This is a genomic window from Duganella sacchari (genome assembly GCF_900143065.1).
Classification (GTDB): domain Bacteria; phylum Pseudomonadota; class Gammaproteobacteria; order Burkholderiales; family Burkholderiaceae_D; genus Rugamonas; species Rugamonas sacchari.
Map to the genome: position 1 here is coordinate 11,281 of NZ_FRCX01000007.1, position 22,136 is coordinate 33,416.

Annotated in this window: 21 protein-coding genes and 1 other RNA gene; 15 read left to right on the forward strand and 7 right to left on the reverse strand. The window is 62.0% G+C overall.

The window, feature by feature from the left end:
- Window positions 1-7 precede the first annotated feature (7 nt).
- From BUA36_RS16285 to BUA36_RS16305, 5 genes are read left to right on the forward strand one after another with little or no spacing between them, the layout of a single operon-like run.
- Entirely contained in the window at window positions 8-1,984 is a 1,977-nt protein-coding gene (locus BUA36_RS16285) for a pilus assembly protein (RefSeq protein ID WP_072786226.1), read from the forward strand.
- Complete coding sequence (locus tag BUA36_RS16290) at window positions 1,981-2,427, forward strand: type IV pilin protein (protein ID WP_072786227.1); 447 nt, start codon at window positions 1,981-1,983, stop codon at window positions 2,425-2,427. Before BUA36_RS16285 ends, BUA36_RS16290 begins: the two co-directional genes overlap by 4 nt.
- Complete coding sequence (locus BUA36_RS16295; RefSeq protein WP_072786228.1) at window positions 2,424-2,978, forward strand: GspH/FimT family pseudopilin; 555 nt, start codon at window positions 2,424-2,426, stop codon at window positions 2,976-2,978. Before BUA36_RS16290 ends, BUA36_RS16295 begins: the two co-directional genes overlap by 4 nt.
- Before the next feature lie 7 nt (window positions 2,979-2,985).
- Window positions 2,986-4,080 (forward strand): bifunctional diaminohydroxyphosphoribosylaminopyrimidine deaminase/5-amino-6-(5-phosphoribosylamino)uracil reductase RibD, encoded by a 1,095-nt coding sequence (ribD, locus tag BUA36_RS16300; RefSeq protein WP_072786769.1) that lies wholly within the window; start codon window positions 2,986-2,988, stop codon window positions 4,078-4,080.
- A gap of 8 nt (window positions 4,081-4,088) precedes the next feature.
- Window positions 4,089-4,733, forward strand: coding sequence for a riboflavin synthase (locus BUA36_RS16305; protein ID WP_072786229.1), 645 nt, complete (start codon window positions 4,089-4,091; stop codon window positions 4,731-4,733).
- A 2-nt stretch (window positions 4,734-4,735) separates the two neighbouring features.
- On the opposite strand, the gene BUA36_RS16310 is transcribed toward BUA36_RS16305, so the two are convergent.
- Window positions 4,736-5,107, reverse strand: coding sequence for a c-type cytochrome (locus BUA36_RS16310; protein WP_084560200.1), 372 nt, complete (start codon window positions 5,105-5,107; stop codon window positions 4,736-4,738).
- Window positions 5,108-5,327: 220 nt separating this feature from the next.
- On the opposite strand from BUA36_RS16310, the gene ribBA reads away from it, so the two are divergent.
- The 4 genes from ribBA (at window position 5,328) to BUA36_RS16330 (ending at window position 8,231) form a co-directional block, all read left to right on the forward strand.
- Window positions 5,328-6,437, forward strand: a complete 1,110-nt coding sequence (ribBA, locus tag BUA36_RS16315; RefSeq protein WP_072786230.1) for a bifunctional 3,4-dihydroxy-2-butanone-4-phosphate synthase/GTP cyclohydrolase II — start codon at window positions 5,328-5,330, stop codon at window positions 6,435-6,437.
- A 25-nt stretch (window positions 6,438-6,462) separates the two neighbouring features.
- Window positions 6,463-6,951, forward strand: a complete 489-nt coding sequence (ribH, locus tag BUA36_RS16320; RefSeq protein WP_072786231.1) for a 6,7-dimethyl-8-ribityllumazine synthase — start codon at window positions 6,463-6,465, stop codon at window positions 6,949-6,951.
- A gap of 25 nt (window positions 6,952-6,976) precedes the next feature.
- On the forward strand, window positions 6,977-7,447 hold the full coding sequence (nusB, locus tag BUA36_RS16325) for a transcription antitermination factor NusB (RefSeq protein ID WP_072786232.1): 471 nt from the start codon (window positions 6,977-6,979) through the stop codon (window positions 7,445-7,447).
- A 184-nt stretch (window positions 7,448-7,631) separates the two neighbouring features.
- Window positions 7,632-8,231 carry a hypothetical protein gene (locus BUA36_RS16330; RefSeq protein WP_072786233.1) on the forward strand — a complete coding sequence of 200 codons (600 nt, stop codon included), beginning with the start codon at window positions 7,632-7,634 and terminating at the stop codon, window positions 8,229-8,231.
- 60 nt (window positions 8,232-8,291) lie between these two features.
- Here the strand turns inward: BUA36_RS16330 and BUA36_RS16335 are convergent, their stop codons facing one another.
- On the reverse strand, window positions 8,292-9,179 hold the full coding sequence (locus BUA36_RS16335; protein ID WP_084560202.1) for a lytic transglycosylase domain-containing protein: 888 nt from the start codon (window positions 9,177-9,179) through the stop codon (window positions 8,292-8,294).
- 483 nt (window positions 9,180-9,662) lie between these two features.
- Here BUA36_RS16335 and ubiD point away from each other — a divergent pair, with 483 nt between their 5' ends.
- Both ubiD and ffs read left to right on the forward strand, forming a co-directional pair.
- Entirely contained in the window at window positions 9,663-11,147 is a 1,485-nt protein-coding gene (ubiD, locus tag BUA36_RS16340; RefSeq protein WP_072786234.1) for a 4-hydroxy-3-polyprenylbenzoate decarboxylase, read from the forward strand.
- 15 nt (window positions 11,148-11,162) lie between these two features.
- An RNA gene (gene ffs, locus BUA36_RS16345) (signal recognition particle sRNA small type) lies at window positions 11,163-11,261 on the forward strand.
- Window positions 11,262-11,303: 42 nt separating this feature from the next.
- Here ffs and BUA36_RS16350 read toward each other — a convergent pair.
- Window positions 11,304-11,957 (reverse strand): hypothetical protein, encoded by a 654-nt coding sequence (locus BUA36_RS16350; protein ID WP_072786235.1) that lies wholly within the window; start codon window positions 11,955-11,957, stop codon window positions 11,304-11,306.
- A gap of 114 nt (window positions 11,958-12,071) precedes the next feature.
- Between BUA36_RS16350 and dnaX the strand changes: the two genes are divergently transcribed.
- The 4 genes from dnaX to BUA36_RS16370 are packed head-to-tail and all read left to right on the forward strand — an operon-like array spanning window position 12,072 to window position 16,663.
- Window positions 12,072-14,486 (forward strand): DNA polymerase III subunit gamma/tau, encoded by a 2,415-nt coding sequence (gene dnaX / locus BUA36_RS16355; protein ID WP_072786236.1) that lies wholly within the window; start codon window positions 12,072-12,074, stop codon window positions 14,484-14,486.
- A gap of 39 nt (window positions 14,487-14,525) precedes the next feature.
- Window positions 14,526-14,852 (forward strand): YbaB/EbfC family nucleoid-associated protein, encoded by a 327-nt coding sequence (locus tag BUA36_RS16360; RefSeq protein ID WP_072786237.1) that lies wholly within the window; start codon window positions 14,526-14,528, stop codon window positions 14,850-14,852.
- A gap of 6 nt (window positions 14,853-14,858) precedes the next feature.
- Window positions 14,859-15,449: a recombination mediator RecR gene (recR, locus tag BUA36_RS16365; RefSeq protein WP_072786238.1), complete on the forward strand. Its 591-nt coding sequence runs from the start codon at window positions 14,859-14,861 to the stop codon at window positions 15,447-15,449.
- The gene (locus tag BUA36_RS16370; RefSeq protein WP_072786239.1) at window positions 15,446-16,663 is read left to right on the forward strand and encodes a CaiB/BaiF CoA transferase family protein; all 1,218 of its coding nucleotides are present in this window, start codon (window positions 15,446-15,448) and stop codon (window positions 16,661-16,663) included. The genes recR and BUA36_RS16370 overlap by 4 nt, the downstream gene beginning before the upstream one ends.
- Before the next feature lie 5 nt (window positions 16,664-16,668).
- Here the strand turns inward: BUA36_RS16370 and BUA36_RS16375 are convergent, their stop codons facing one another.
- The 4 genes from BUA36_RS16375 to BUA36_RS16385 are packed head-to-tail and all read right to left on the reverse strand — an operon-like array spanning window position 16,669 to window position 22,105.
- On the reverse strand, window positions 16,669-16,974 hold the full coding sequence (locus BUA36_RS16375) for a hypothetical protein (protein ID WP_072786240.1): 306 nt from the start codon (window positions 16,972-16,974) through the stop codon (window positions 16,669-16,671).
- Window positions 16,975-16,980: 6 nt separating this feature from the next.
- The gene (locus BUA36_RS30355; RefSeq protein ID WP_139260609.1) at window positions 16,981-17,271 is read right to left on the reverse strand and encodes a hypothetical protein; all 291 of its coding nucleotides are present in this window, start codon (window positions 17,269-17,271) and stop codon (window positions 16,981-16,983) included.
- The gene (locus tag BUA36_RS16380; RefSeq protein ID WP_072786241.1) at window positions 17,268-19,361 is read right to left on the reverse strand and encodes a putative bifunctional diguanylate cyclase/phosphodiesterase; all 2,094 of its coding nucleotides are present in this window, start codon (window positions 19,359-19,361) and stop codon (window positions 17,268-17,270) included. Before BUA36_RS16380 ends, BUA36_RS30355 begins: the two co-directional genes overlap by 4 nt.
- A gap of 2 nt (window positions 19,362-19,363) precedes the next feature.
- On the reverse strand, window positions 19,364-22,105 hold the full coding sequence (locus BUA36_RS16385; RefSeq protein WP_072786242.1) for a hybrid sensor histidine kinase/response regulator: 2,742 nt from the start codon (window positions 22,103-22,105) through the stop codon (window positions 19,364-19,366).
- Between the last annotated feature and the right edge of the window lie 31 nt (window positions 22,106-22,136).

Sequence of the window (22,136 nt, forward strand, 5' to 3'; positions counted from 1 at the left end):
GCGCATCATGAGCGTGATACGGCATTGGTATGCGGCGGCGGTCTTGTTCACTATTGTAGCGACAACGCAGGCGAGCCCGCCGACGCTGGCGATCGATAGCTTGCCGCTCGCAGCAAGCTGTGGTGCAGCAACGCCAGCGAACGGTGCTGCCTTAGTGCTGGCCGGCACGGGCGATCTTTATCAGGCCACGATGACGCGCGAAGACTGGGGTGGCCATTTTGCGCGCTACCTGTTTTCGGGCGAAGGCGGAGCCTCGGCACTCGCCTGGGATGCCGGCGCCATACTCACCGGCGCACCGGGCAGGCCGCCTGTACCTGTGCCTGAGCTGCGGCAGATCTACACCTCGGTCGTCCAGCCGGATGGCGCACTGGTCATGGTGCCGTTCACGTGGCCTACGCTGTCGCTGCAGCAGCAGGCGCTGCTTAATCTTGAAGATGGTCAGGGAGAGCAACGCCTGGCCTACCTGCGTGGTGACCGGTCGCTGGAAGGCACGGCATTTCGCCAGCGTAGCAGCGTTCTCGGTGATGCCGTGCACAGCACGCCGGTGTATGCGGGGCCGGTTGAACATCGGGCGGTTGTCTACCTCGGAGCCAATGACGGCATGCTCCATGCCTTCAACGCCAGTACCGGCGTGGAGATTTTCGCCTATGTGCCGGACGCACTGTTCCCCCAGCTGTATCATCTGAGTGCGGCCGTCTATGCACACCGGGCTTATGTGGATGGTCCGGCCAATATCGGCGATGCGCTGATTGGCGGCGAAAAGAAAAGCATCCTGCTTTCCGCCATGGGCGGTGGTGTGAAAGGCGTGTTTGCGCTGGATGTCACTGATCCCGACAACTTTGCGGGCGGCCTGGGCGCGGTATGGGAATTCACCAGCCGCGACGATCCGATGATGGGCAACGTCATCGCCATCCCGCAGATCGCCAGAGTGCGCGTGCGCCGCAATGTGTATCGCTACTTCGCTATCGTTCCCAGCGGCGTCAACAACTATGAGGACGGCGGTGATGGCAAAGGCGCGTTGTTCCTGCTGGCGCTCGACAAACCGCGAACGGAAGGCTGGAAAATCAACAGCAACTACTACCGCATTACGACGCCGATCGCCGACAAGTCGCTGGCCAATGCCTTGAACGCGCCGGTTTTGCTCAACGATAGCGACGGCGCGCTGCGCTATGCCTACGCTGGCGATTTGCAGGGCAATCTGTGGCGCTTTGATTTCAGTGGCAACGCGCCATGGTCCAAGGCGCCGGGCAAGCCGTTGTTCGTTGCGCGCGATGCTGCCGGACATCGGCAGCCGATCACACAGCGGCCATTGCTGGCGTTTGCCAGTGTGCATGGCTATATGGTGTTGTTCGGCACTGGCCGCTTGATCGAAGCGGCCGACCGTGGCACTGCCACCGCGGTAACACAGTCTTACTACGCCATTCTCGATAGCCTGCAAACGCCGCCAGACGTCGTCACCAGCCGTCACCAGTTGGCGCAGCGTTTTCTTGACGGCAGTGGCGCGCTGCTCAGCATCAGCGGCGCGCGCATGGATGTGGACAGCAAAGGCTGGTATCTCGATTTCATTGAGACAGCCGAGCGTAGCGTTAACGCCGGGCTGCTGGCGGACGGCGCCGTGCTGTTCAATACAGTGCTGCCGGGTGCCGATATATGTAGTCCAACACGCAGCCGCAGCTACGCTCTGAGTGCGCTATCCGGACTGCCGGAGGGCGGGTTAACCGCAGTCCTGCCCGGCAACGAAGCGCTGGTTGGCCTGCTGCTGCCGTTCTATGCACCGGCGCCGGTATTGCTGCCGCAGGCGGTCACGAGTTCGGCACGCGACGCGCTGGGCCGTATCGTGCAGGAAAATACCTATGCGATGGCACAGCCTGGCGGAGCGGGGCCGTTGACCGTGGTGGGACGCATGAAATCCATACGCCGTGCCGGCCGCTTGAGCTGGCGTGAAGTCAGCAATTGGCGCGAACTGCACGAGGCGGCAAAATGAAGCCCGCAGGATTCACGCTGATTGAATTGCTGGCCGCGCTCGTGATTATCGCGGTGCTGTCGGCGCAGGCGGTGCCTGCCTATCAGCAGCACCTCATCCGCACGCGCCGCCATGAAGCGCATGCGGCCTTGCTCAGGCTGATGATGCAGCAAGAGCGTTATCACACACAGCACAATAGCTACATCGCCTTTTCATCGGGCAATGCCGACGCCGAAGCGCGCCAGTTCCAATGGTGGAGCGCGAACAGCGCCAGCAGCAGCGCCTACGAAATTGAAGGCAAGGCCTGTGACGGCGAACTGATCGACCACTGCGTCCAGCTGATTGCCACGCCGGGCACCGCGCTGGTCGATGAACGCTTCCATGACACGGACTGCCGCGCACTGACACTGACCAGCAATGGCCTGCGTCTGGCGGCCGGTCCCGCAGCAGGGTGCTGGCCATGAAGGCCCCATCCCTTCGCCGGGGCGCCGGCGTGACGTTGATCGAGTTGCTGGTGGTGCTGGCAATCGGCATCATCCTGTTGGGCACTGCCATACCGGCTTTCCATTCTGCCTTGCAGCGATTGCGCTTGCAGGCCGCCGCCAACGATCTGCTGGCCGCCATCGACCTGGCGCGATCCCAGGCCATCGCGCATGGCGGCAAGGTGGTGATGGCGCCGCTTGGCGCCGGCTGGCAAAGCGGCTGGGCGGTGTTCGTCGATCACAACAACAATCGCCGCCACGATGCCGGCGAGCCGCTGTTTTACCGCCATGACCCGCTGCCCGACACCATCCGCATCGCGTCGAACTTTTCCTCAAGTGCAGCGTCACTGTATGTTGCTTATAATGGCGCTGGGCGTGCTTGCAGCGCCGATAACACCCTGGCTGCGCGCTGGGGAACGTTGTCGCTGACGCAAGGCGGGCAGGCGCGCAACATCAAGATCAATATGCTGGGCCGGGTCCGTGTTTGCGATCCGGCGCGGGAACAGGGCAACTGCGGTGGCGCAGTGGATTAAGGATAATGTGGACATCAGCAATGATCTGGAGGGCATGACGCAGGCACTGGCGTGGGCGGCCAAAGGGCTGTACACGACGTCGCCGAATCCGCACATCGGTTGTGTCATCGTGCGCGATGGGCAGATCATCGGCGCCGGCGTCACCCAGCAGGCGGGCAGCGACCATGCAGAAATCCAGGCTTTGAAGGACGCGCAGGCGCGCGGCCATGACGTGCGCGGCGCGACTGCCTATGTCACGCTGGAGCCGTGCAATCACCACGGCCGCACGCCGCCATGCTCGGATGCGCTGGTGCGTGCCGGCCTGGGCCGTGTTGTGGCGGCCATGGAAGACCCGAATCCGCTGGTCGCGGGGCAGGGCATGGCCAAGCTGCAGGCGAACGGCATCGAGACCAGTGTCGGCCTGCTGGCCCATGAGGCGTATGAATTGAATATCGGCTTTTTCTCGCGCATGACGCGCGGGCTGCCATGGGTACGCATGAAAACCGCCGCCAGCCTGGATGGCATGACGGCGCTGCATAACGGCGTCAGCCAGTGGATTACCGGGCCGGAAGCACGCGCGGACGGCCATCACTGGCGCGCACGCGCGTGTGCGATTCTGACCGGCATCGGCACCGTCAAGGCTGATGATCCCCAGCTCAACGTGCGCGCGGTGGAAACGCCGCGCCAGCCGCGCCGCATCGTGGTGGACAGCAAGCTTGATATTGACCTGTCCGCCAAGATATTGGCAGGTGGCGGCACCTGGATTGCGGCGGCGGTCCGTCAGCCCGAGAAGGAGGCGGCGCTGGCGGCAGCCGGCCACGAAGTCATCCTGCTGCCGAACGCGGCCGGCAAGGTGGCTTTGCCGGAGCTCATGCGCGAGCTGGGCCGTCGGCAGATCAACGAACTGCACGTGGAAGCGGGCGGCAAGCTCAACGGCTCGCTGATCCGCGAGGGCTGCGTGGACGAGTTGCTGGTGTATCTGGCGCCCGCGCTGATTGGCGATGCGCAGGGCATGTTTGCACTGCCTGCGCTGACCGATCTGTCGCAGAAGAAACGGTTGAAATTTCACGAGGTTCAGCAGATCGGCGAAGATTTGCGTATCCTTGCTCGATTCACTCATTAGGAAGAATTATGTTTACTGGTATCGTCGCCGCTGTCGGCAAAATTGAATCGGTGAAGCCGCTCGAAGGCGGCTCGTTCGCAGGCGTGCGCCTGGACATCCACGCGGGCGGCCTGCCGTTGGCGGACGTGGGCCTGGGCGACTCGATTGCCATCAACGGCGCCTGCATGACCGTGGTGGAAAAAGACGCCACCCATTTCCGCGTTGACGTCTCGCGTGAAAGCCTGAACAAGACTGTCGGCCTGGACCAGCAGGGCGAAGTCAACCTGGAAAAAGCGCTGACGCTGAATGAGCGCCTGGGCGGCCATCTGGTATCCGGCCACGTGGACGGCCTGGGTGTGGTGCGCAAGTTCGAGCCGGTTGGCGAGTCATGGGAGCTGGTGGTGGAAGCACCGCATGACCTCGCCAAGTTCCTGGCCTACAAGGGCTCGATCGTGGTGAATGGCGTGTCGCTGACCGTCAACCGCGTGAACGACATCGGCACCGGCGCTGAGCTGGTGTGCCAGTTCTCGATCAACCTGATCCCGCACACCATCGCCGTGACCACGCTCAAGCACCTGGCCGTCGGCCATCAGGTCAATCTGGAGATCGACCTGATTGCGCGTTACGTCGAGCGCATGGTGTCGGTGTCTAGCCTGATCGGCGCCAGCAATTAACATTAACGGGACAGGCTTTTCAGATAAGCCACCAGGGCTGCGCGCTCGGCCTTGCTGCGCACGCTGAAGTCCATATTCTGGCCGGGCAGGAATTTTTCAGGATCGGCCAGCCAGCGGTCCAGCGTGCGCTCATCCCATTGCAGGTTGGCGTCACGCAGCGCGTGCGAATAGTCATAGCCCGCCACGCTGCCGGCATGGCGGCCAAACACGCCGCGATGGCGCGGGCCGGTTTCGTCGGTGTCCAGCGCATGGCATTCCGAACAACGTTTTTGCCACAGGCGCTGGCCTTTGGCGATCGGTTGGGCGCCTTGCGCCTGGGCGGATCCCGCCAGCAGCAACATCGCCAGGCAGAATGGTAACGCGGTAGTGAACATGATGAATCCCCTTGTATTTATTTCTTATACGCAAGTGCTGAGCGCCTGGATTCAAGGATTTTGAGGATGGCTGCGCACGGCAAGCGCGGGCAGCGGCGAAAGTGTTAATACAAATACCATGCGACTTGTCGAAAAAAGCGGGCTTTTGCGGTAGGGATGGCGTAAATCCTTTAAAATAGCGGGTTAAGAAATACTCTTGCTCAGCCTTGAAGGATTAAAAATGTCAATTTCCAGCACCGAAGAAATCGTCGCCGAATTGCGCGCTGGCCGCATGGTGATCCTGGTCGATGAAGAAGACCGGGAAAACGAAGGCGATCTGGTGCTCGCGGCGGACTTCGTGACGCCGGAAGCGATTAATTTCATGGTCAAATACGCGCGCGGCCTGGTGTGCCTGACGCTGACCGAAGAACGCTGCAACCAGCTCGAGCTGTCGATGATGTCGTCCAAAAACGGCACCGCGTTCGGCACCAACTTCACCGTGTCGATTGAAGCGGCGGAAGGCGTTACCACCGGTATCTCGGCGGCTGACCGCGCCAAGACCATCCAGGTGGCGGTGGCCAAGGATGCGCAGCCGTCGGACATCGTCCAGCCCGGCCACATCTTCCCGCTCAAGGCCCAGAAGGGCGGCGTGCTGATGCGCGCTGGCCATACCGAAGCGGGCTGCGACCTGACCGCCATGGCCGGCCTGACGCCTGCCTCGGTGATCTGCGAAATCATGAAGGACGACGGCACCATGGCGCGCCTGCCGGACCTGCTGGAATTCGCCAAGGAACACAATCTGAAAATCGGCACCATTGCCGACCTGATCCATTACCGCAGCCGTAATGAATCGCTGGTGGAAAAAGTGGGCGAGCGCACGCTGAAGACCAGCCATGGCGACTTCCGCATGATCGCCTACCGCGACAAGCCGAGCGGCTCGGCCCACCTGGCGCTGGTGCATGGACAGATCGAAAAGGGCAAGGAAACCCTGGTGCGCGTGCACCAGCCGGTGTCGATCCTGGACGTGCTGGAATCGGAAGCCACCACCCACTCGTGGAACCTGTCGTCGTCGATGGCGGCGGTGAAGGCGGCGGACAGCGGTGTGATCGTGCTGCTCAATTGCGAAGAGACTGCCGAGCAGTTCTTTGCCCAGTTCGACGCACTGTGCAAGCCGGAAGCCAAACCGAAAGGCCGCGCGGCCAGCATGGACCTGCGCAGCTATGGCATCGGCGCGCAGATCCTGCGTGAAGTCGGCGTCTGCAAGATGCAGCTGCTGGCCAGCCCGCGCAAGATGCCGTCGATGGCCGGCTTTAATCTGGAAGTCACTGGCTACGTCGCCAAACCTAACTAATTCAACCAACATACAGAGGCACATCATGACCGTAGGAAGCTACGAAACCAACCTGAACGGCGAAGACTTGCGCATTGGCGTGGTACAAGCCCGTTTTAACGAAGACATCTGCCACGGCCTGCTGTCCGCTTGCCTGGCTGAGCTGAAGCACCTGGGCGTGGCGGATGAAGACATCCTGCACGTGACCGTGCCGGGCGCGCTGGAAGTGCCGCTGGTGCTGCAGAAGATGGCGGAGTCGCAGCAGTTCGACGCGCTGATCGCGCTGGGCGCCGTGATCCGCGGTGAAACTTATCACTTCGAGCTGGTGTCGAACGAGTCGGGCGCGGGCATCACCCGTATCGGCCTGGACTTCGGCATTCCGATTGCCAACGCAATCCTGACCACCGAGAACGACGAGCAGGCGGAAGTACGCATGGCCGTCAAAGGCGCCGACGCTGCGCGCGTGGCAGTGGAGATGGCCAATCTGACCATCGCCCTGGAAGAGCTGAACCAAGACCTCGGCGACGACGAATAAGAACGAAACACTAGAAGGTAATGATATGACTGAGAAGACTTTGCACGCCAACCCCAGCAAGAACCGCACGCCGCGCCACCGCGCCCGTGAGTTCGCGCTGCAAGGGTTGTACCAGTGGCTGCTGAATAACGAATCCGCCTCCACCGTGGTCAACCACATCCGCGGCGCGCACGGCTTCGACAAGGCCGACGCGGAACACTTCACGGTGCTGCTGAACGGCGCGATCGGTTCGTCGGTCGAGCTGCGCGCAACGTTTGCGCCGCTGGTGGACCGCGGCATTGCCGAGCTGTCGCCGATCGAGCACGCGGTGCTGCTGATCGGTGCCTACGAACTGAAGAACAACCTGGAAATTCCTTACCGTGTCGTCATCAACGAAGCGGTAGAGCTGACCAAGTCCTTCGGCGGCATCGACGGTCACAAATACGTCAACGGCGTGCTGGACAAGCTGGCTGCGCAGCTGCGTCCGGATGAAGTTGCTGCGGACAAGAAGCGCTAAGCTTTCCCGGTATCGTTAAAAGCCACCCACGGTAGCGTGTGGTGGCTTTTTTTATTGGTGGCTTGACGCGGGGTGGGGCAGGTGGACAGAATTGCTTTTCGGATAATTCTGGGGCGGTATCATCGAACTGCAAACACCAAGCTGGCGCCGGCGTGGCTGGCTGGCGCTGATCGCCGGCGCTCACGTGCTGGCTTTTTTGTGCTGGCAGCCGCCTGCGCGGCCGCTGGCGGCTTCTATTACGTCGCAGACGCCGATTACCTACATCCTGACGCCGATCAGGCGGCCACCACCGCCTCCGCCGCAGCGCACGGCGGCACCGGCGCCAACGCCGCAGAAAACGCGTATCGCCTGGGCAGCGCCGTCACCGGCGCCAGCGCAGCCCCAGGCCATCACGCCACCGGCGGAGCGGCAGCCGGAAGCCATCACGCAAACGGCGCCGCCACCGGATCCGTTCGCCTTGCCGGTCAAGCCGGAGCAGAACTTGAAAGAACGCGCGATTGCCGGCGCGCTTGCCGCTGACAAGCAGGCGCGCAAGGACGCGTGGACGCAGCGCGACAGGCGGTATGTCAACGATGAGAGCGCGTTGGCGGCGGCAATCGGCAAAGCCTATCGCGGCGGTACGTTAAAGACAGTGGAAATGGTGGCTGCCGACGGTAGCCGGATCACCAAATGGGTGATGCCCGGAGGGCAGGAGGTCTGCTATTACTCCGAATCCAACAATTTCAGCGGCGGGCGCGATCCCTTCCGCGACACCGGACGCCTCAGCGTCAGAAGCTGCAATTAGCCGGGACGAAAAAAACCACCTGACCAAGGTGGTTTTTTTTGCTTTGCGGAGCAGACCGGATTACAGGCCAGCGATCTGCGTGCCGTTGACCGACTTGTCGGTGGCAGCCACTGCCGCTGGCTTGACGGGTGCGGCGGCCATCACCGGGGTGATGGTTGGCACTTTCTTACCGGCCGACACTTGTTTCAGGCGGCTGTATTCAGCCAGAACGCGCGAACCGTAGCCATCGTCATGTTCGAAGGCAGCGGCGCCCACGTAGCTTTTCAGGCCAGCTTCAACCGAACCGCCACGGGTCACGTAATCCTTCAGGATCAGCGAGCCGACGCGGATGTTGGCCACGGGATTCAGTGCAGCTTGCAGGCCGCCCATTTCCTGGAACTTCTCGTGGTGCACCTTGGACATGACTTGCATCAGGCCTTGCGCGCCCATCGGGCTTTCCGCAAACGGGTTGAAACCCGACTCAATCGCCATCACCGACAGGATCAGCAGCGGATCCAGTTTGATCTCGCGTGCCGTCAGGTAAGCGGTGGACACCAGCATGTTGGCTGCGTCGCCCGCAACGCGGTAGCGCTTGGACAGCCAGGTGGTGACCCATTGCTGCTGCTTCTGGGTGCCCAGCAGGGCTTTTTCTTCCGCCGACAGCGGTTCTGCGTTGGCAGTTGGCGCTGCTGCGGCAGGTGCTTCCATCAGCGCGGTCAGTGGTGGCGCCTGAACGGCGACCACTTCGGCTTCTGGCGTGCGGTTCAGGCTGTCGCTGAGGGCCTTGGCCAGGTCTGGACGGACAAACAGGACTGCCATTACTACTAAAGCGGTCACACCCACAATGGTCAGGGTGTGCTGGGCGGTGGTCAACACGCCCTTTGCCGAAATGCGGGTCGAAGACAACCACGCTGGCTGGCTAGCCATGAAACGGGCAGACAGGACTGCACCGGTGTTGCGATTAATCATATAGTTCCCCTGAAATGTCCGTAAAAGCGATACCCCGCCAGCGTCAAACGCAGCTATACAGGTGCTCATGCCGTGCATCAGAAATATTCGTTCGTCGTCGCTGTAGGAAGCACACGAGAACGCCATCATTGCTTGCTTGTTGCTGATCTCTCCAGATGGAGTCAACCAGATGCAATACAACTACTACCGGGGAGGAAGGCAGACGCCTTGTGAAAACACTCCTTAAAATGTCATGTGGAGCCCCGACTCCGTGAATGAATGAGCGCTGACATTGTGTGGTCCGCGTAAGGTCCTGAGACCTGTTCTCTTCAAGTAGGGTGGATTGTATGAGGCGTTTTATATCAAGTCAATACTAACAAACTCGTGTGTTATAACTTTTAAATCTAGCTTTTTGCCATGTGTGCGGCGGAAAACCAATAAAATCAACCACTTGACCTGTATTTTTAAACAGTGCGCTTTAATGTAAGAAAATATTAAAAAACGATGAAATATTCCGATCTACGAGATTTTATTTCTCAACTGCAACGGATGGGCGAACTTAAACCCATTTTGACACCTGTTTCGCCACATTTAGAGATGACCGAGGTTTGCGACCGTACCTTGCGGGCTGGCGGACCTGCCTTGCTGTTCCAGAATCCGACCGGGCACAGCATGCCGGTACTGGGTAATTTGTTCGGTACGCCGCGCCGTGTGGCGCTGGGCATGGGCGCGAACGATGTCACCGAGTTGCGCAAGATCGGCCATGTGCTGTCGCGCCTCAAGGAACCGGAGCCTCCCAAGGACTTCAAGGACCTGATGGGCCTGGGCTCGCTGGTCAAGGCCGTGTGGGACATGGCGCCGAAAGAGCTGCGCGGTGCGCCATGCCAGGAAATCGTGTGGGAAGGCGCCGATGTCGATTTGTCGAAATTGCCGATTCAGCACTGCTGGCCCGGCGATGTGGCGCCATTGATTACCTGGGGCCTGGTGATTACCAAAGGCCCTAATAAGAAGCGCCAGAATCTGGGCATCTACCGCCAGCAGGTGCTGGGGCCGAACAAGGTCATCATGCGCTGGCTGGCGCATCGCGGCGGCGCGCTCGACTTCCGCGAGCACGCCATCCAAAGCAAAGGCAAGCCTTATCCTGTCTGTGTCGCTTTGGGGGCGGACCCCGCTACTATATTAGGTGCGGTGACGCCGGTGCCGGACAGCCTGTCGGAATACCAGTTTGCCGGCCTGCTGCGCGGCAGCCGTACCGAGCTGGTCAAGGCCATCGGCAGCGAGCTGCGTGTGCCGGCCTCGGCGGAGATTGTGCTGGAAGGCCATATCTATCCTGACGAAAATCACCCGTCGGGTTATGAGCATGCGCTGGAAGGGCCGTATGGCGACCACACCGGTTATTACAATGAGCAGGACTGGTTCCCGGTGTTTACGATCGACCGCATCACGATGCGCCGCGATCCGATTTATCACTCGACCTACACCGGCAAGCCGCCGGATGAGCCAGCCGTGCTGGGCCTGGCGCTGAACGAGGTGTTCGTGCCGCTGCTGCAAAAGCAGTTCAGCGAGATCACCGACTTCCACCTGCCGGCCGAAGGCTGCAGCTATCGCATGGCAGTGGTGCAGATCAAGAAACAGTACGCCGGCCACGCCAAGCGCGTGATGTTTGGCGTGTGGAGCTTCCTGCGCCAGTTCATGTATACCAAGTTTATTGTGGTGGTCGATGAGGACGTCAACATCCGCGACTGGAATGAAGTGATCTGGGCCATCACGACGCGCGTCGATCCAACCCGCGACACCACGCTGGTCGATAACACGCCGATTGATTACCTGGACTTCGCCTCGCCGGTCAGCGGTCTGGGCAGCAAGATGGGCATTGACGCTACCAACAAATGGCCGGGTGAAACCAGCCGTGAGTGGGGCACGGTGATCGCCATGTCGCCCGAGGTGAAAACACGCGTCGACCAAATTTGGCAGGAATTGGGACTCTAAGATATAATGGGTGCTGGCGGGCCCCTGCGCATTGTGGCATGGTCAACCTGGTCAGGTCGGGAACGAAGCAGCCACAGCCGTTCACCATAAGTGCCGCAGATCAGGCTCGCCTCCTTATTCAAGAAAAAGCCATGTGTTAGATCACATGGCTTTTTTTTATTCGCTGTCGAGTTCGGCTTCGTAAGGCCGCTCGGAGGCCACTATCAGCGGATTTTCCTTCAACAGCGCCGAGTCCGCCTTCAGCTTGATCTGGTTGCGGGCATCGGTGTTGTAGACCGCGTTGCCAATCTTGAGCTGCGCCGGATGGCTGAACTTGAAGGTGACGGTCTTGGCGCTTGGTGCGAACAGGCTCAACGCCCCTGCCATTTTCTTGATCGCCTGATTCATCTGGCCGATGCTGCCCATGACCTGGGCATAATTCCACTGCATGCCCTCGGGGACCGGCGTGGTGGCGTCCCAGCCGACGGCGGACTTCTCTTCCTTGGGCAGGCTGGTCATGATCTTGGTGTCGTCGCTCATCCATTTGGGATTCGGCACCAGCGCCATGCGGAAGTCGGCGGACAAGGCCGGCAATTGCTGGCGCTCGCCGCCGCGCACCGCTGTCAAGATGACGTCGCCCGGCTTAATGCTCTTGTTGTTCGGCTTGACGGTCACGTACAGGCTGATCTTGTCGCGTTCCGCAGCGGGCAGCGCGTAGAACTTGTCGATGCGCAGGTCTTCCACCAGTTTTTTATAGGGCAGCCATTCGCGTTCATCGGCGTGGGCGGCGAGGGACAGCAGCAGCGCAGGAAGCAGGGCGAGTTTTTTCATTTTTTGCATATTAAAAGAAAAACAAATTGTAGGCGGAAAAGGCAGACTTACCTAATCTAGTCGTGACTTGTTACAATTGCCGCTTTGGCACCCGCGATACGGTAAAATCCCAGCATGTCCTATCAAGTCCTCGCCCGCAAATACCGCCCCCGGAACTTCGAAACGCTCGTCGGTCAGGAGCACGTGGTTCGCGCGCTGACGCATGCTTTGCATAGCGGTCGGCTGCATCACGCTTATCTGTTCACCGGCACCCGTGGGGTCGGCAAGACCACCTTGTCGCGTATCCTGGCCAAGTCGCTCAACTGCGTTGGCCCGGATGGCAATGGCGGCATCACCGCGACGCCGTGCGGCGTGTGCGAAGCATGCACCGCCATCGACGCCGGCCGTTTTGTCGATTACATCGAGATGGACGCGGCGTCCAACCGCGGCGTCGACGAGATGGCGCAACTGCTGGAACAGGCGGTGTACGCGCCAAGCAATGCACGCTTCAAGGTCTATATGATCGACGAGGTGCACATGCTGACCAACCACGCCTTCAACTCGATGCTGAAGACGCTGGAAGAACCGCCGGAGCATGTCAAGTTCATCCTGGCGACCACCGACCCGCAAAAGATTCCGGTGACGGTGCTGTCGCGCTGCCTGCAATTCAACCTGAAGCAGATGCCGCCGGGGCACATCATCGGCCATCTGGAAAATATTCTGGGCCAGGAAGGCATCACCTTTGAGCATCCGGCGCTGCGCCTGCTGGCGACCGGCGCCCATGGCTCGATGCGCGATGCGCTGTCGCTGACCGACCAGGCGATTGCCTACGCCGCCGGCGCGGTAACGCTGGACGCGGTGCAAGGCATGCTGGGCGCGCTCGACCAGTCGTATCTGATCCGTTTGCTGGATGCCTTGGCCGCGCAGGATGGCGCTGACCTGTTGGCAGTGGCCGACGAGATGGCGACGCGCAGCCTGTCGTACAACGGCGCCTTGCAGGATCTGGGCACCTTGCTGCACCGGATCGCGCTGGCGCAGACCGTGCCTACCGCCGTGCCGGAAGATTTGCCGGAGTATGCGGACATCGTGCGCCTTGCCGCTGCGTTTGATGCGGAAGAAGTGCAGCTGTATTACCAGATTGCCGTCCATGGCCGCAACGAACTGGGCTTGGCGCCGGATGAATATGCCGGCTTCTCGATGACCTTGTTACGGATGCTGGCCTTTCGCCCCGGCGTAGGCGGGGCTGAAGGGCAGGCTGCAACGGCCTCACCAGCCGTGTCGCGCCAGGCGGCGATGGCGTCGGCCCGCGCTGCGGCCGGTGCACCGCCGGCCCGCGCGGCCGCGAATGTACAGGCAAACCATGCCAGCGTGGTGCCGCCGTCGGTAGTTGCCGGCGCGGCGGCGATGGCTGCGGCGGCTGCCGCACCGGCACCAGCACCAGCCATCTCGCAGCCGGTCGCCGCACCCGCACCGATGTCTGCCGCACCAAGCGCGCCACCGCCTGCAGCACCGGCTGCTGCGATGCCAGCCGTCGCTGCGCCAGCGCCATCGGCCGCACCGATCAGCACCGCGCGCGCAGCCATCAACGCGGCGCTGGAAGCGGCCCGTGCCGCATCGCGTCCTGGTGGGCGCCCGGCGGCCAGCGCACCAGCTGCTGCACCAGCCAATGCACCTGCGGGACCGTCCTCGCCTCCCAGTGTAAGCGCCGCTTCGACGGCGCCTGCACCTTCGGCGCCTGCGGCTGCCTATGCGCCACCGGCACCCGCGCCGCAAGCACCGTCTGCCGCTTACACGCCGCCAGCCGCATCCATGCAGGCCAAGGCGCCGCAGCGCCCGGCGCCGTGGGAAGACATGCCGCCAGCCGCCGACATGGGCGGCACTGCCGTGCTGGAAGCGCCTGCGCGCCAGGCTGTACAGCCACAGCAAGCTGCGGCGGACGACGACCTGCCGCCATGGGTCACCGAATTCTCGGATGACTCCGCCATGCCGGCACAGGGCGCGCCGCATCCGTACGCGCCCGCAGCAGCGGCACCGCAAGCTGCACCGGCCGATGATCCGCACGCCATCGCCATGCCAGTACGCGCCGCGCCGGCGCCCGCGAAAGCGCCGTACGCATACGTCATCACGCCGGTCGCTGAACTGGGCTGGGATGGCAACTGGCCCACCGTCGCAGCCGCCCTGCCATTGCGCGGTACGGCCCAGCAGCTGGCCATGCAGTCCGAGCTGGTGAACTGCGGCTTTGAAGGCAATGCCACCGTGTTCACCATCCGCGTGCCGATCGAAACCTGGCGTACGCCGGGCAACCTCGAAAAGCTCACGGCCGCACTGAGCGAACGCTTTGACCGGCCGGTGCGCGTGGACAGCGAACTGGGCGCCGTGTGGTACACCGCCAGCGCCGAAGCGCAGGCCTACCGCGAAGCCTGTCAGCGTGCGGCGGAAGAAACCGTCGCCAACGATCCTTTTGTGAACAGCATGATCCGCGAACTGGATGCCTGGGTCGTCCCAGGCTCCGTCGTGCCGCCGCAAACCAGCGCGGCTGCGGCTGCCTGATCACCTCTTTCAACTTACCGAAACCCGGAGAACTCCACCATGATGAAAAACCAACTGGCCGGCCTGATGAAGCAAGCCCAGGCAATGCAAGACAATATGAAAAAGGCCCAGGACTCGCTGGCCCTGATCGAAGTGGAAGGCCAGTCCGGCGCCGGCCTGGTCAAGGTCGTGATGACCTGCAAGAACGACGTCAAGCGCGTGTCGATCGACCCGTCGCTGCTGGCCGACGACAAAGACATGCTGGAAGATCTGGTGGCCGCTGCCTTCAACGACGCCGTGCGCAAGGCCGAAGCTACCGCGGCAGAAAAAATGAGCGGCCTGACCTCCGGCATGAATCTGCCAGCCGGCTTCAAGATGCCTTTCTAAGGAACCATGTCCAAGTCGCTGGAATTTCTGACCGAAGCGCTGCGCCGGCTGCCCGGCGTGGGGCCGAAGTCGGCGCAGCGCATGGCCTTCCATCTCCTGCAGCATGACCGCGAAGGCGCGGACATGCTGTCGCGCGCATTGCATCAGGCGGTCAGCGCCGTGCATCACTGCGCACTCTGCAATACCTTTACCGAAGAAGACGTCTGCGACACCTGCAGCGACGAGGAGCGCGACCGCCACCTGCTGTGCGTGGTGGAGACGCCCGCCGACCAGCTCATGATCGAGCAGACGCTCACGTACAAAGGCCTGTACTTTGTGCTCATGGGCCGGCTGTCGCCGCTGGATGGGATCGGTCCGCGCGACATTCATCTGGAAAAGCTGGTGGCGCGCGCCACCGATGGCCTGGTTACCGAGGTGGTGCTGGCCACCAATTTCACCAACGAAGGCGAGGCCACCGCGCACTACATCAGCGAAATGCTGAAAGCGCGCGGTCTGCGGGTGAGCCGTCTGGCGCGCGGCGTGCCGGTTGGCGGGGAACTCGAATATGTAGACGCGGGCACCATCGCCCGCGCCATGCTGGATCGAAGGGCGACATGACGACCAAGAACACCGCCGGGCCGTTGGCCGGCATCAAGGTACTGGAACTGGGCACGCTGATCGCGGGCCCTTTTTGTGCGCGCATGCTGGCGGAGTTTGGCGCCGAGGTCATCAAGGTCGAGTCGCCGGACGGCGGCGATCCGATCCGCAAATGGCGGGTGTTGAAAGATGGTACGTCGCTGTGGTGGTCGGTGCAGTCGCGCAACAAGAAATCGCTGACGCTGAACATGAAGCATGCGCAGGGCCGCGAGATCGCGCGCAAGCTGGCGCTGGAAGCGGACCTCATCATCGAGAACTACCGCCCTGGCGTGCTGGAAAAATGGGAGCTCGGCTACGAGCAGCTCAAGGCGGTTGATGCGTCAACCATCATGGTGCGCCTGTCGGGCTTTGGCCAGACCGGACCGATGAAGGATTTGCCGGGCTTTGGCGCCATCGGCGAATCGATGGGCGGCTTGCGCTATGTGTCTGGTCACGCGGACCGGCCGCCGGTGCGCGTGGGCGTGTCGATCGGCGATTCGGTCGCCGCGTTGCATGGCGTGATCGGCGCCATGATGGCCTTGCGCCACCGCGACGCGACCGGCGGCAAGCGCAAAGGCGAGGGCCAGATGGTGGACGTGGCCTTGTATGAATCGGTATTCAACCTGATGGAATCGCTGGTGCCGGAGTTTGACCATGCGGGCGTGGTGCGCGAGCGCACGGGCGGTTCGCTGCCGGGCATCGTGCCGTCCAACACTTACACCACCAGGGATGGCGAAAACATCGTGATTGCCGGCAATGGCGATGCGATCTTCAAGCGGCTGATGCTGGCCATGGGCCGCATCGACATGGCCGGTAATCCTGAGCTGGAGCGCAACGACGGCCGCGTCAGGCACACGCAGATGATCGACGATGCGATTCAGGCCTGGTGCGAGACGCAGGATATCGACAGCGCGCTGACCGTGCTGAAAGCGGCCGATGTCCCGGCCGGCAAAATCTACTCCGTGCGCGACATGATGACGGACCCGCAATTCCTGGCGCGCGACATGTTCGAACAACACCAGTTCGCCGACGGCACGCCGGTCAAGCTGCCCGCGGTCTCGCCCAAGCTGTCGGCCACGCCAGGCCACACCAAATGGATAGGCCCAAGCCTGGGCCAGCACAACGACGAAATTCTCCAGTCCCTGGGCTACACCGCGCAAGCCATTGCCGCGATGAAGCAGGATGGCGTGCTGTAGCCATATCAGTCGGCGATGGCATATAAGGTCTGATGGCGGGTGATTGCAAGCGCAACCAGGCGCTGGAGGTCATTGAGGAATGATGGTTTTGCGGTAGGGTAGCGATGCGCCATGGTTGTGATTTCTTTTTGCAGACCTGGTAGTTCAATGGTAGTCGTATCGACATCTTCGAAGTAGTCGTGAAATCGCAAGATGCGGAATAACTTTAACTCTCGGGCATAAGCGATGAGTTCCTCATGTTCGGCCATCGATATGGGCACAACCTCAACCGGTGTGCCGTCTTGCGCTAATAAAGCAAAGTCCAGTGGCATGATTTCCTACCTTCGGCCGGGAAACATGGTGACAAGGTCTCCATTTGGCCGCGTAAAAATAGTAACGATCGCAGTTGGCATGCCTGTGTCACGGTCTATGCCGATCGGCATACCGACGTCGAGCACCCGCTGAAGATTTCCTTTATACGGATAAGCCGGAAGAGCCGCAGCCTTATTCAGTAAATCCATCAAATCAACACTGAGATAGAATTTACTCTTTGATTTATGCCGTGTAAATTGCGACGCAATATGGTGACGCATGATATGCCGCCAAGCCCGCTTGGTAATATGAATCACGTCATCGCCATTGCGCGCTGGCTGGCGAGCAGGCTGGGGATGAGCTCGGGTGGGGAGGGATGGCCCAGGTAGTAGCCTTGGGCCATGTCGCAACCGTATTGTTCCAGCAGGACCAGTTGGGCGTCGGTTTCCACGCCTTCGGCAACCACCGCCATCTTCAGGCCGTGCGCCATGGCAACGATGGCGCGCGTGATGGCGGCGTTCTCTGCATCCAGCGGCAGGCCGCTGATGAAGCTGCGGTCTATTTTCAGCGCGCGGACGTCAAAGCGCTTGAGGTAGTTCATCGATGAGTAGCCGGTGCCGAAATCGTCGATCGACAAAAATACGCCGATGCCGCGCAACTGTTCCAGCGTGACCATGGTGGCGCGCGCGTCGTCCATGAGCGTGCCTTCGGTGAGTTCGAGTTCCAGCAGTTCGGCCGGCAGGCCGGTGTCGTGCAGGGCGGACAGCACGCTTTGCGTGAGGTTGTCATCCTTGAACTGCTTGGCCGACAGGTTCACCGCCACGCGCACCGGCCGCCTGCCGGGCAGTTGCCAGGTCGTGGCCTGCTGGCAGGCGGTGCGCAATACCCATTCGCCGATCGGTACGATGAGGCCGGTCTCTTCGGCCAGCGGAATGAATTCGGTCGGTGAGATCACGCCGCGCTCGGGATGCTTCCAGCGCACCAGCGCTTCAAAGCCGACGATCTGCGTGCTGGCAACGTCGATCTGCGGCTGGTAGAGCAGGTACAGTTCGTCATTCTGCAAGGCCTTGCGCAGGCCGACCTCCAGCTTCACATGGCTCATGATCTGCATGGTCAGCGAGGAGCTGTACAGCTTGGCGTTGTTCTTGCCGCAGTTCTTGGCGTGGTACATGGCTGTGTCCGCATACTTGAGCAGCGAGTTGCAGTCTTCGCCGTCTTCCGGATACAGCGAGATGCCGATGCTGGCGGTGACGAAGATCTCGTGCGCTTCCAGCAGGAAGGGCCGGCGCATGGCTTCCTTGACGCGTTGGGCGACGTTGAGCGCGTCCTCCACCTTGTCCAGGTCGGGGATCAGGATGGTAAATTCGTCGCCGCCCAGGCGGGCCAGGTTGGTGCACACCAGATCGCCGGGCCGCGTGGTGTCGCGCAGGCGATCGGACACGGCCTTGAGCAGATGGTCGCCGACATCATGTCCCAGCGTGTCGTTGATGCGCTTGAACGCATCGAGGTCCATGAACAGCACGGCGAATTTTTTGTTGGCCTTGCGCGAGCGCACCAGTTCAGCCTCTAGCGTTTCCAGAAACGCCTGACGATTCGGGATGCCTGTCAGCGAGTCGCAATAGGCAAGGCGGCGGATTTGCTCTTCACTGCGCTTGCGCTCGCTAATGTCGCGTACCAGACCCAGTACCTCGTTCGGGCCAGTGGCCACCAGCCGCGCTTCGAAGTGGCGCGCCGGCAGGGGCGCGGGACCGGGCAACGGCAGTTGATAGTCCAGCGAACGGATGTGCTGGGTCTGCAGCACCGAGTGCACCTGCTCCAGCATGTGGCCGGCAATCTCCGGCGGCAACACCTGGCTAAGATGCCGGCCCACGCACAGGTCGCTGGCGAAGACACTGCTGGCCTCGTGGCCTTGTTCGTAATCGAGATAGTAGCCATCTTTGTTCATGCGAAAGAAAGTGTCGGGAATCGCCGCCAGCACGGCGCGGTGCTGGGCATCGGCAATGCGCAGGCGGCTGATGGCGTCGCTGGCGCGCAGCACGTACAGCACGCGGTGACCCAGTATCGGCCAGTTGATGGGCTTGGACACGAAGTCGGTGGCGCCCGCCTCGTAGGCGCGCGTCACCGAGTCCAGCTCATCGCCGCCCGTGACCATGATGATGGGCACGGTACCGTGGGTTTCCAGCTGGCGGATCTCGCGGCACACGGCAAGGCCGTCCAGGCCGGGCATGTCCACATCCAGCAGCACCAGGTCGGGTGACGCGCTTTGATAGCGGGCGATGGCCTGGAGGCCATCTTCCGCTTCGATGGCGTCCAGGCCGACCTGCGCCAGCATCTCGAGCATCAGCAAACGCATGGTGGGATCGTCGTCCGCGACCAGTACCAGGCCGCGCTTGGGGGAGGTTGCCATGATCAGATTTCCTTTTCCAGGAGGGCTCCCAACGCCTGCCGCGCGGCCTGGAAAGAGCGTTCCATATCGGCCAGCAGTGGCGCGGCGCCGGCGGTGGTGTCGTTGCGTCCTAGTTGTTCCAGTTCCTTGCTGCGCTGCGCCAGCGCGTCGGCGCCGACGTTGGCGGCGCTGGACTTGAGGCTGTGCGCGGCCTTGCGCATCCCTTCCGTATTGTCGGCCGTAATGGCCTGGCGGATGGTGTGCAGATGGGTGGGTGTGTCGTGGAGGAAGGCGTACAGCACGCGCTCCAGCAGGGCGCCGCCATTGTTCGGGCTGAGCGCGCGTATATTGTCCAGTGCCTGCAGGTTGATGTGTTCGTCCGCCTGCGGTGGCGCTGGCTCGGCAGGCGCGGCCGCGATGCGGGGCAGGTTGATCCAGCGGGACAGTGTCTGCCCCAGCGCCTGCTGGGTGAACGGCTTGCTCAGGTAGTCATCCATGCCGGCGGCAAGACAGGATTCGCGGTCGCCTTGCAGCGCGTTGGCGGTGATCGCGATGATGGGCAGGTTGCGCGCGCGGCCATGTTGCTGTTCGTGACGGCGGATTTCGGTGGTGGCGGCAAAACCGTCCATCACGGGCATCTGGCAGTCCATGAGGATGACGTCGAAGTCGTCTTCCTGGACGGAGTGCAGCGCTTCTTCGCCATTGCAGGCGCGGCGCACGTCGAGCCCCAGACCTTCCAGCATCGCGCTGGCGACTTCAACGTTGACGGGGTTGTCTTCGGCAAGCAGAACCTTGCGGCCCTTGCGCACGCGTGACGCGTTGCCGGCGCTGAGTGTCGTCAACGGCGGTGCGGCTGCTGCGCTGGCGGCGCGCGTCTCGCGTCCGCGTGCCGGGGGGGTGAGGGCTTCGTACAAATCGCAGTCACGCGCGGGCTTGATGAGCTGGAACGCAGCGCCCGCTGTGCGTAGCTGCACGTTATCGGCAGCGTTGTGTTCGGTGCTGAGCAGGAGTAGCCGCGTGGCGCACAATGCCGGCTCGCCGTGGATGGCGGCCGCCAGCGCCAGGCCGCTGGTGCGGGGCAGCTGCATGTCGAGCAGTGCGGCATCATAAGCTTGTCCGCTGGCGGCCGCTTGCAGCAGCTGGGGCAGGGCGTCGGTAGCGCTGGCGTGGGCGCAGTGGATGCGCCACGACGTCAGCTGCCGCTCCAGCGCGCTGCGGCTGGCAGGGTTGTCATCGACTATCAAAGCGCGGATTCCCTGGGTGGCGGTGGACGGGTCGTCGCTGTCAACACGACGTTTGTCAAAATTTACGGCAAACCAAAACACCGAACCTTGAGTTAGCGCATGATCCACGCCAATTTCGCCACCCATGAGTCCCACCAGTTGTTTTGAGATCGCCAGTCCCAGGCCGGTGCCGCCGTGTTTGCGCGTGGTGGAACCGTCGGCTTGTGAGAAGGAATCGAAGATGCGCGCGCGTGCTTCGGCGGAGATGCCGATGCCGGTGTCATGGACTTCAAACCGCAGTCCCACCGATTGCGCGTCTTCCTGCACCACATGCACTTTGACGGTGATCTGGCCGCTGTCGGTAAATTTGATGGCGTTGCCAAGCAGGTTGAACAGCACCTGGCGCAGACGGTTGGGATCGCCGCAGATCGCCAGCGGGATGTGGTGGGCGACGTCCAGCTCCAGCCGCAGTCCCTTGGCCTGCGCCTGTGGCGAAAACACATTCTCGATGTCGTCCAGCAGGTCGCGGAAATTGAAGTGGATGTATTCCACCGTGAGCTTGCCCGCTTCGATTTTGGAAAAGTCGAGAATGTCGTTGATGATGACCAGCAGATGCTCGCCCGAGCGCTTGACCATGCTGGTGTAGTGGCGCTGCTGGTCCGACAGGCGGGTTGCCAGCAGCAGGTCGGTCATGCCGAGGACGCCGTTCATGGGGGTACGGATTTCGTGGCTCATGGTGGCCAGGAAGGCGCTCTTGGCCTGGCTCGCGGCCTCGGCGGCGTTCTTGGCTTTTTCCAGTTGTTCGGTGCGGACGCTGACCTGGCGCTCCAGCTGGTCGCGATACTGGGCCAGCGCGGCATCGCGGCCTTCGACTTGCGCCAGCATGTCGTTGAAGCTGTCGATCAATGCGCCGAGCTCGTCATTGCGCTGATGGGCGATGCGTGGTGTGGCTGCGCCCTGGCTGACTTGCCGGGCGGCGGCGATGAGCTGCTTGACAGGCTCGCTGAGGCTGTTCTTGAAGCGTGCCGCGTTCAGCCGGGCCAGCGTGAAGGACAAGACGGCGGCAAATGCGGCGACGCCGAGGGTTTTCAGGATCTCCGGCCACATGTGGCTTTGCGTGGCCTCCAGCAGCAGGACACTGTCGCCGTCGCGCAGTGCATGGTAGAGGCGCGTGGTGGCAGCCCAGGGGGGGCCGTTGTGTTCGACACGGATGCGGAGGTCATCGATGGCCGCTGGCGCATCCGACGCGGCTTGATCCGGTGGCAGCAGGGGGGACCGGTAGCGGCTGCGCAGTGTGCCGTCGTTGTCGTAGATGACTGCTTGCAGGATGGTGTCATCGGCAACGAGGGCGTCAAGGACAGGCTGGCGCTCGCTGAGGAGCATGGCGGCCAGGATGGTGAGCCGCTGAGCATCCTTCTCGCGATGGCTGACGACAGAGGCTGCTGCAAACAGCACAAATACCAGCAGCAGCGCGCTGCCGGTCGACACCACCGAGATGCGCGTGAGCTTTTGATGCGGACCGGAGCGTTCAATGTTGAACATCGCAAGGCCTCATTCATAAATGCCAATAAGA

Bases quoted from the DNA above. Each gene is read 5' to 3' on its own strand.
- BUA36_RS16360 (WP_072786237.1), top strand. From the start codon at position 14,526: ATGATGAAAAACCAACTGGCCGGCCTGATGAAGCAAGCCCAGGCAATG.
- BUA36_RS16285 (WP_072786226.1), top strand. From the start codon at position 8: ATGAGCGTGATACGGCATTGGTATGCGGCGGCGGTCTTGTTCACTATT.
- dnaX (WP_072786236.1), top strand. From the start codon at position 12,072: ATGTCCTATCAAGTCCTCGCCCGCAAATACCGCCCCCGGAACTTCGAA.
- BUA36_RS16290 (WP_072786227.1), top strand. From the start codon at position 1,981: ATGAAGCCCGCAGGATTCACGCTGATTGAATTGCTGGCCGCGCTCGTG.
- ribBA (WP_072786230.1), top strand. From the start codon at position 5,328: ATGTCAATTTCCAGCACCGAAGAAATCGTCGCCGAATTGCGCGCTGGC.
- BUA36_RS16305 (WP_072786229.1), top strand. From the start codon at position 4,089: ATGTTTACTGGTATCGTCGCCGCTGTCGGCAAAATTGAATCGGTGAAG.
- ribH (WP_072786231.1), top strand. From the start codon at position 6,463: ATGACCGTAGGAAGCTACGAAACCAACCTGAACGGCGAAGACTTGCGC.
- BUA36_RS16385 (WP_072786242.1), bottom strand. From the start codon at position 22,105: ATGTTCAACATTGAACGCTCCGGTCCGCATCAAAAGCTCACGCGCATC.
- BUA36_RS16375 (WP_072786240.1), bottom strand. From the start codon at position 16,974: ATGCCACTGGACTTTGCTTTATTAGCGCAAGACGGCACACCGGTTGAG.
- BUA36_RS16370 (WP_072786239.1), top strand. From the start codon at position 15,446: ATGACGACCAAGAACACCGCCGGGCCGTTGGCCGGCATCAAGGTACTG.
- BUA36_RS16380 (WP_072786241.1), bottom strand. From the start codon at position 19,361: ATGGCAACCTCCCCCAAGCGCGGCCTGGTACTGGTCGCGGACGACGAT.
- BUA36_RS16295 (WP_072786228.1), top strand. From the start codon at position 2,424: ATGAAGGCCCCATCCCTTCGCCGGGGCGCCGGCGTGACGTTGATCGAG.
- ubiD (WP_072786234.1), top strand. From the start codon at position 9,663: ATGAAATATTCCGATCTACGAGATTTTATTTCTCAACTGCAACGGATG.
- BUA36_RS16310 (WP_084560200.1), bottom strand. From the start codon at position 5,107: ATGTTCACTACCGCGTTACCATTCTGCCTGGCGATGTTGCTGCTGGCG.
- BUA36_RS16350 (WP_072786235.1), bottom strand. From the start codon at position 11,957: ATGAAAAAACTCGCCCTGCTTCCTGCGCTGCTGCTGTCCCTCGCCGCC.
- nusB (WP_072786232.1), top strand. From the start codon at position 6,977: ATGACTGAGAAGACTTTGCACGCCAACCCCAGCAAGAACCGCACGCCG.
- recR (WP_072786238.1), top strand. From the start codon at position 14,859: ATGTCCAAGTCGCTGGAATTTCTGACCGAAGCGCTGCGCCGGCTGCCC.
- BUA36_RS16335 (WP_084560202.1), bottom strand. From the start codon at position 9,179: ATGATTAATCGCAACACCGGTGCAGTCCTGTCTGCCCGTTTCATGGCT.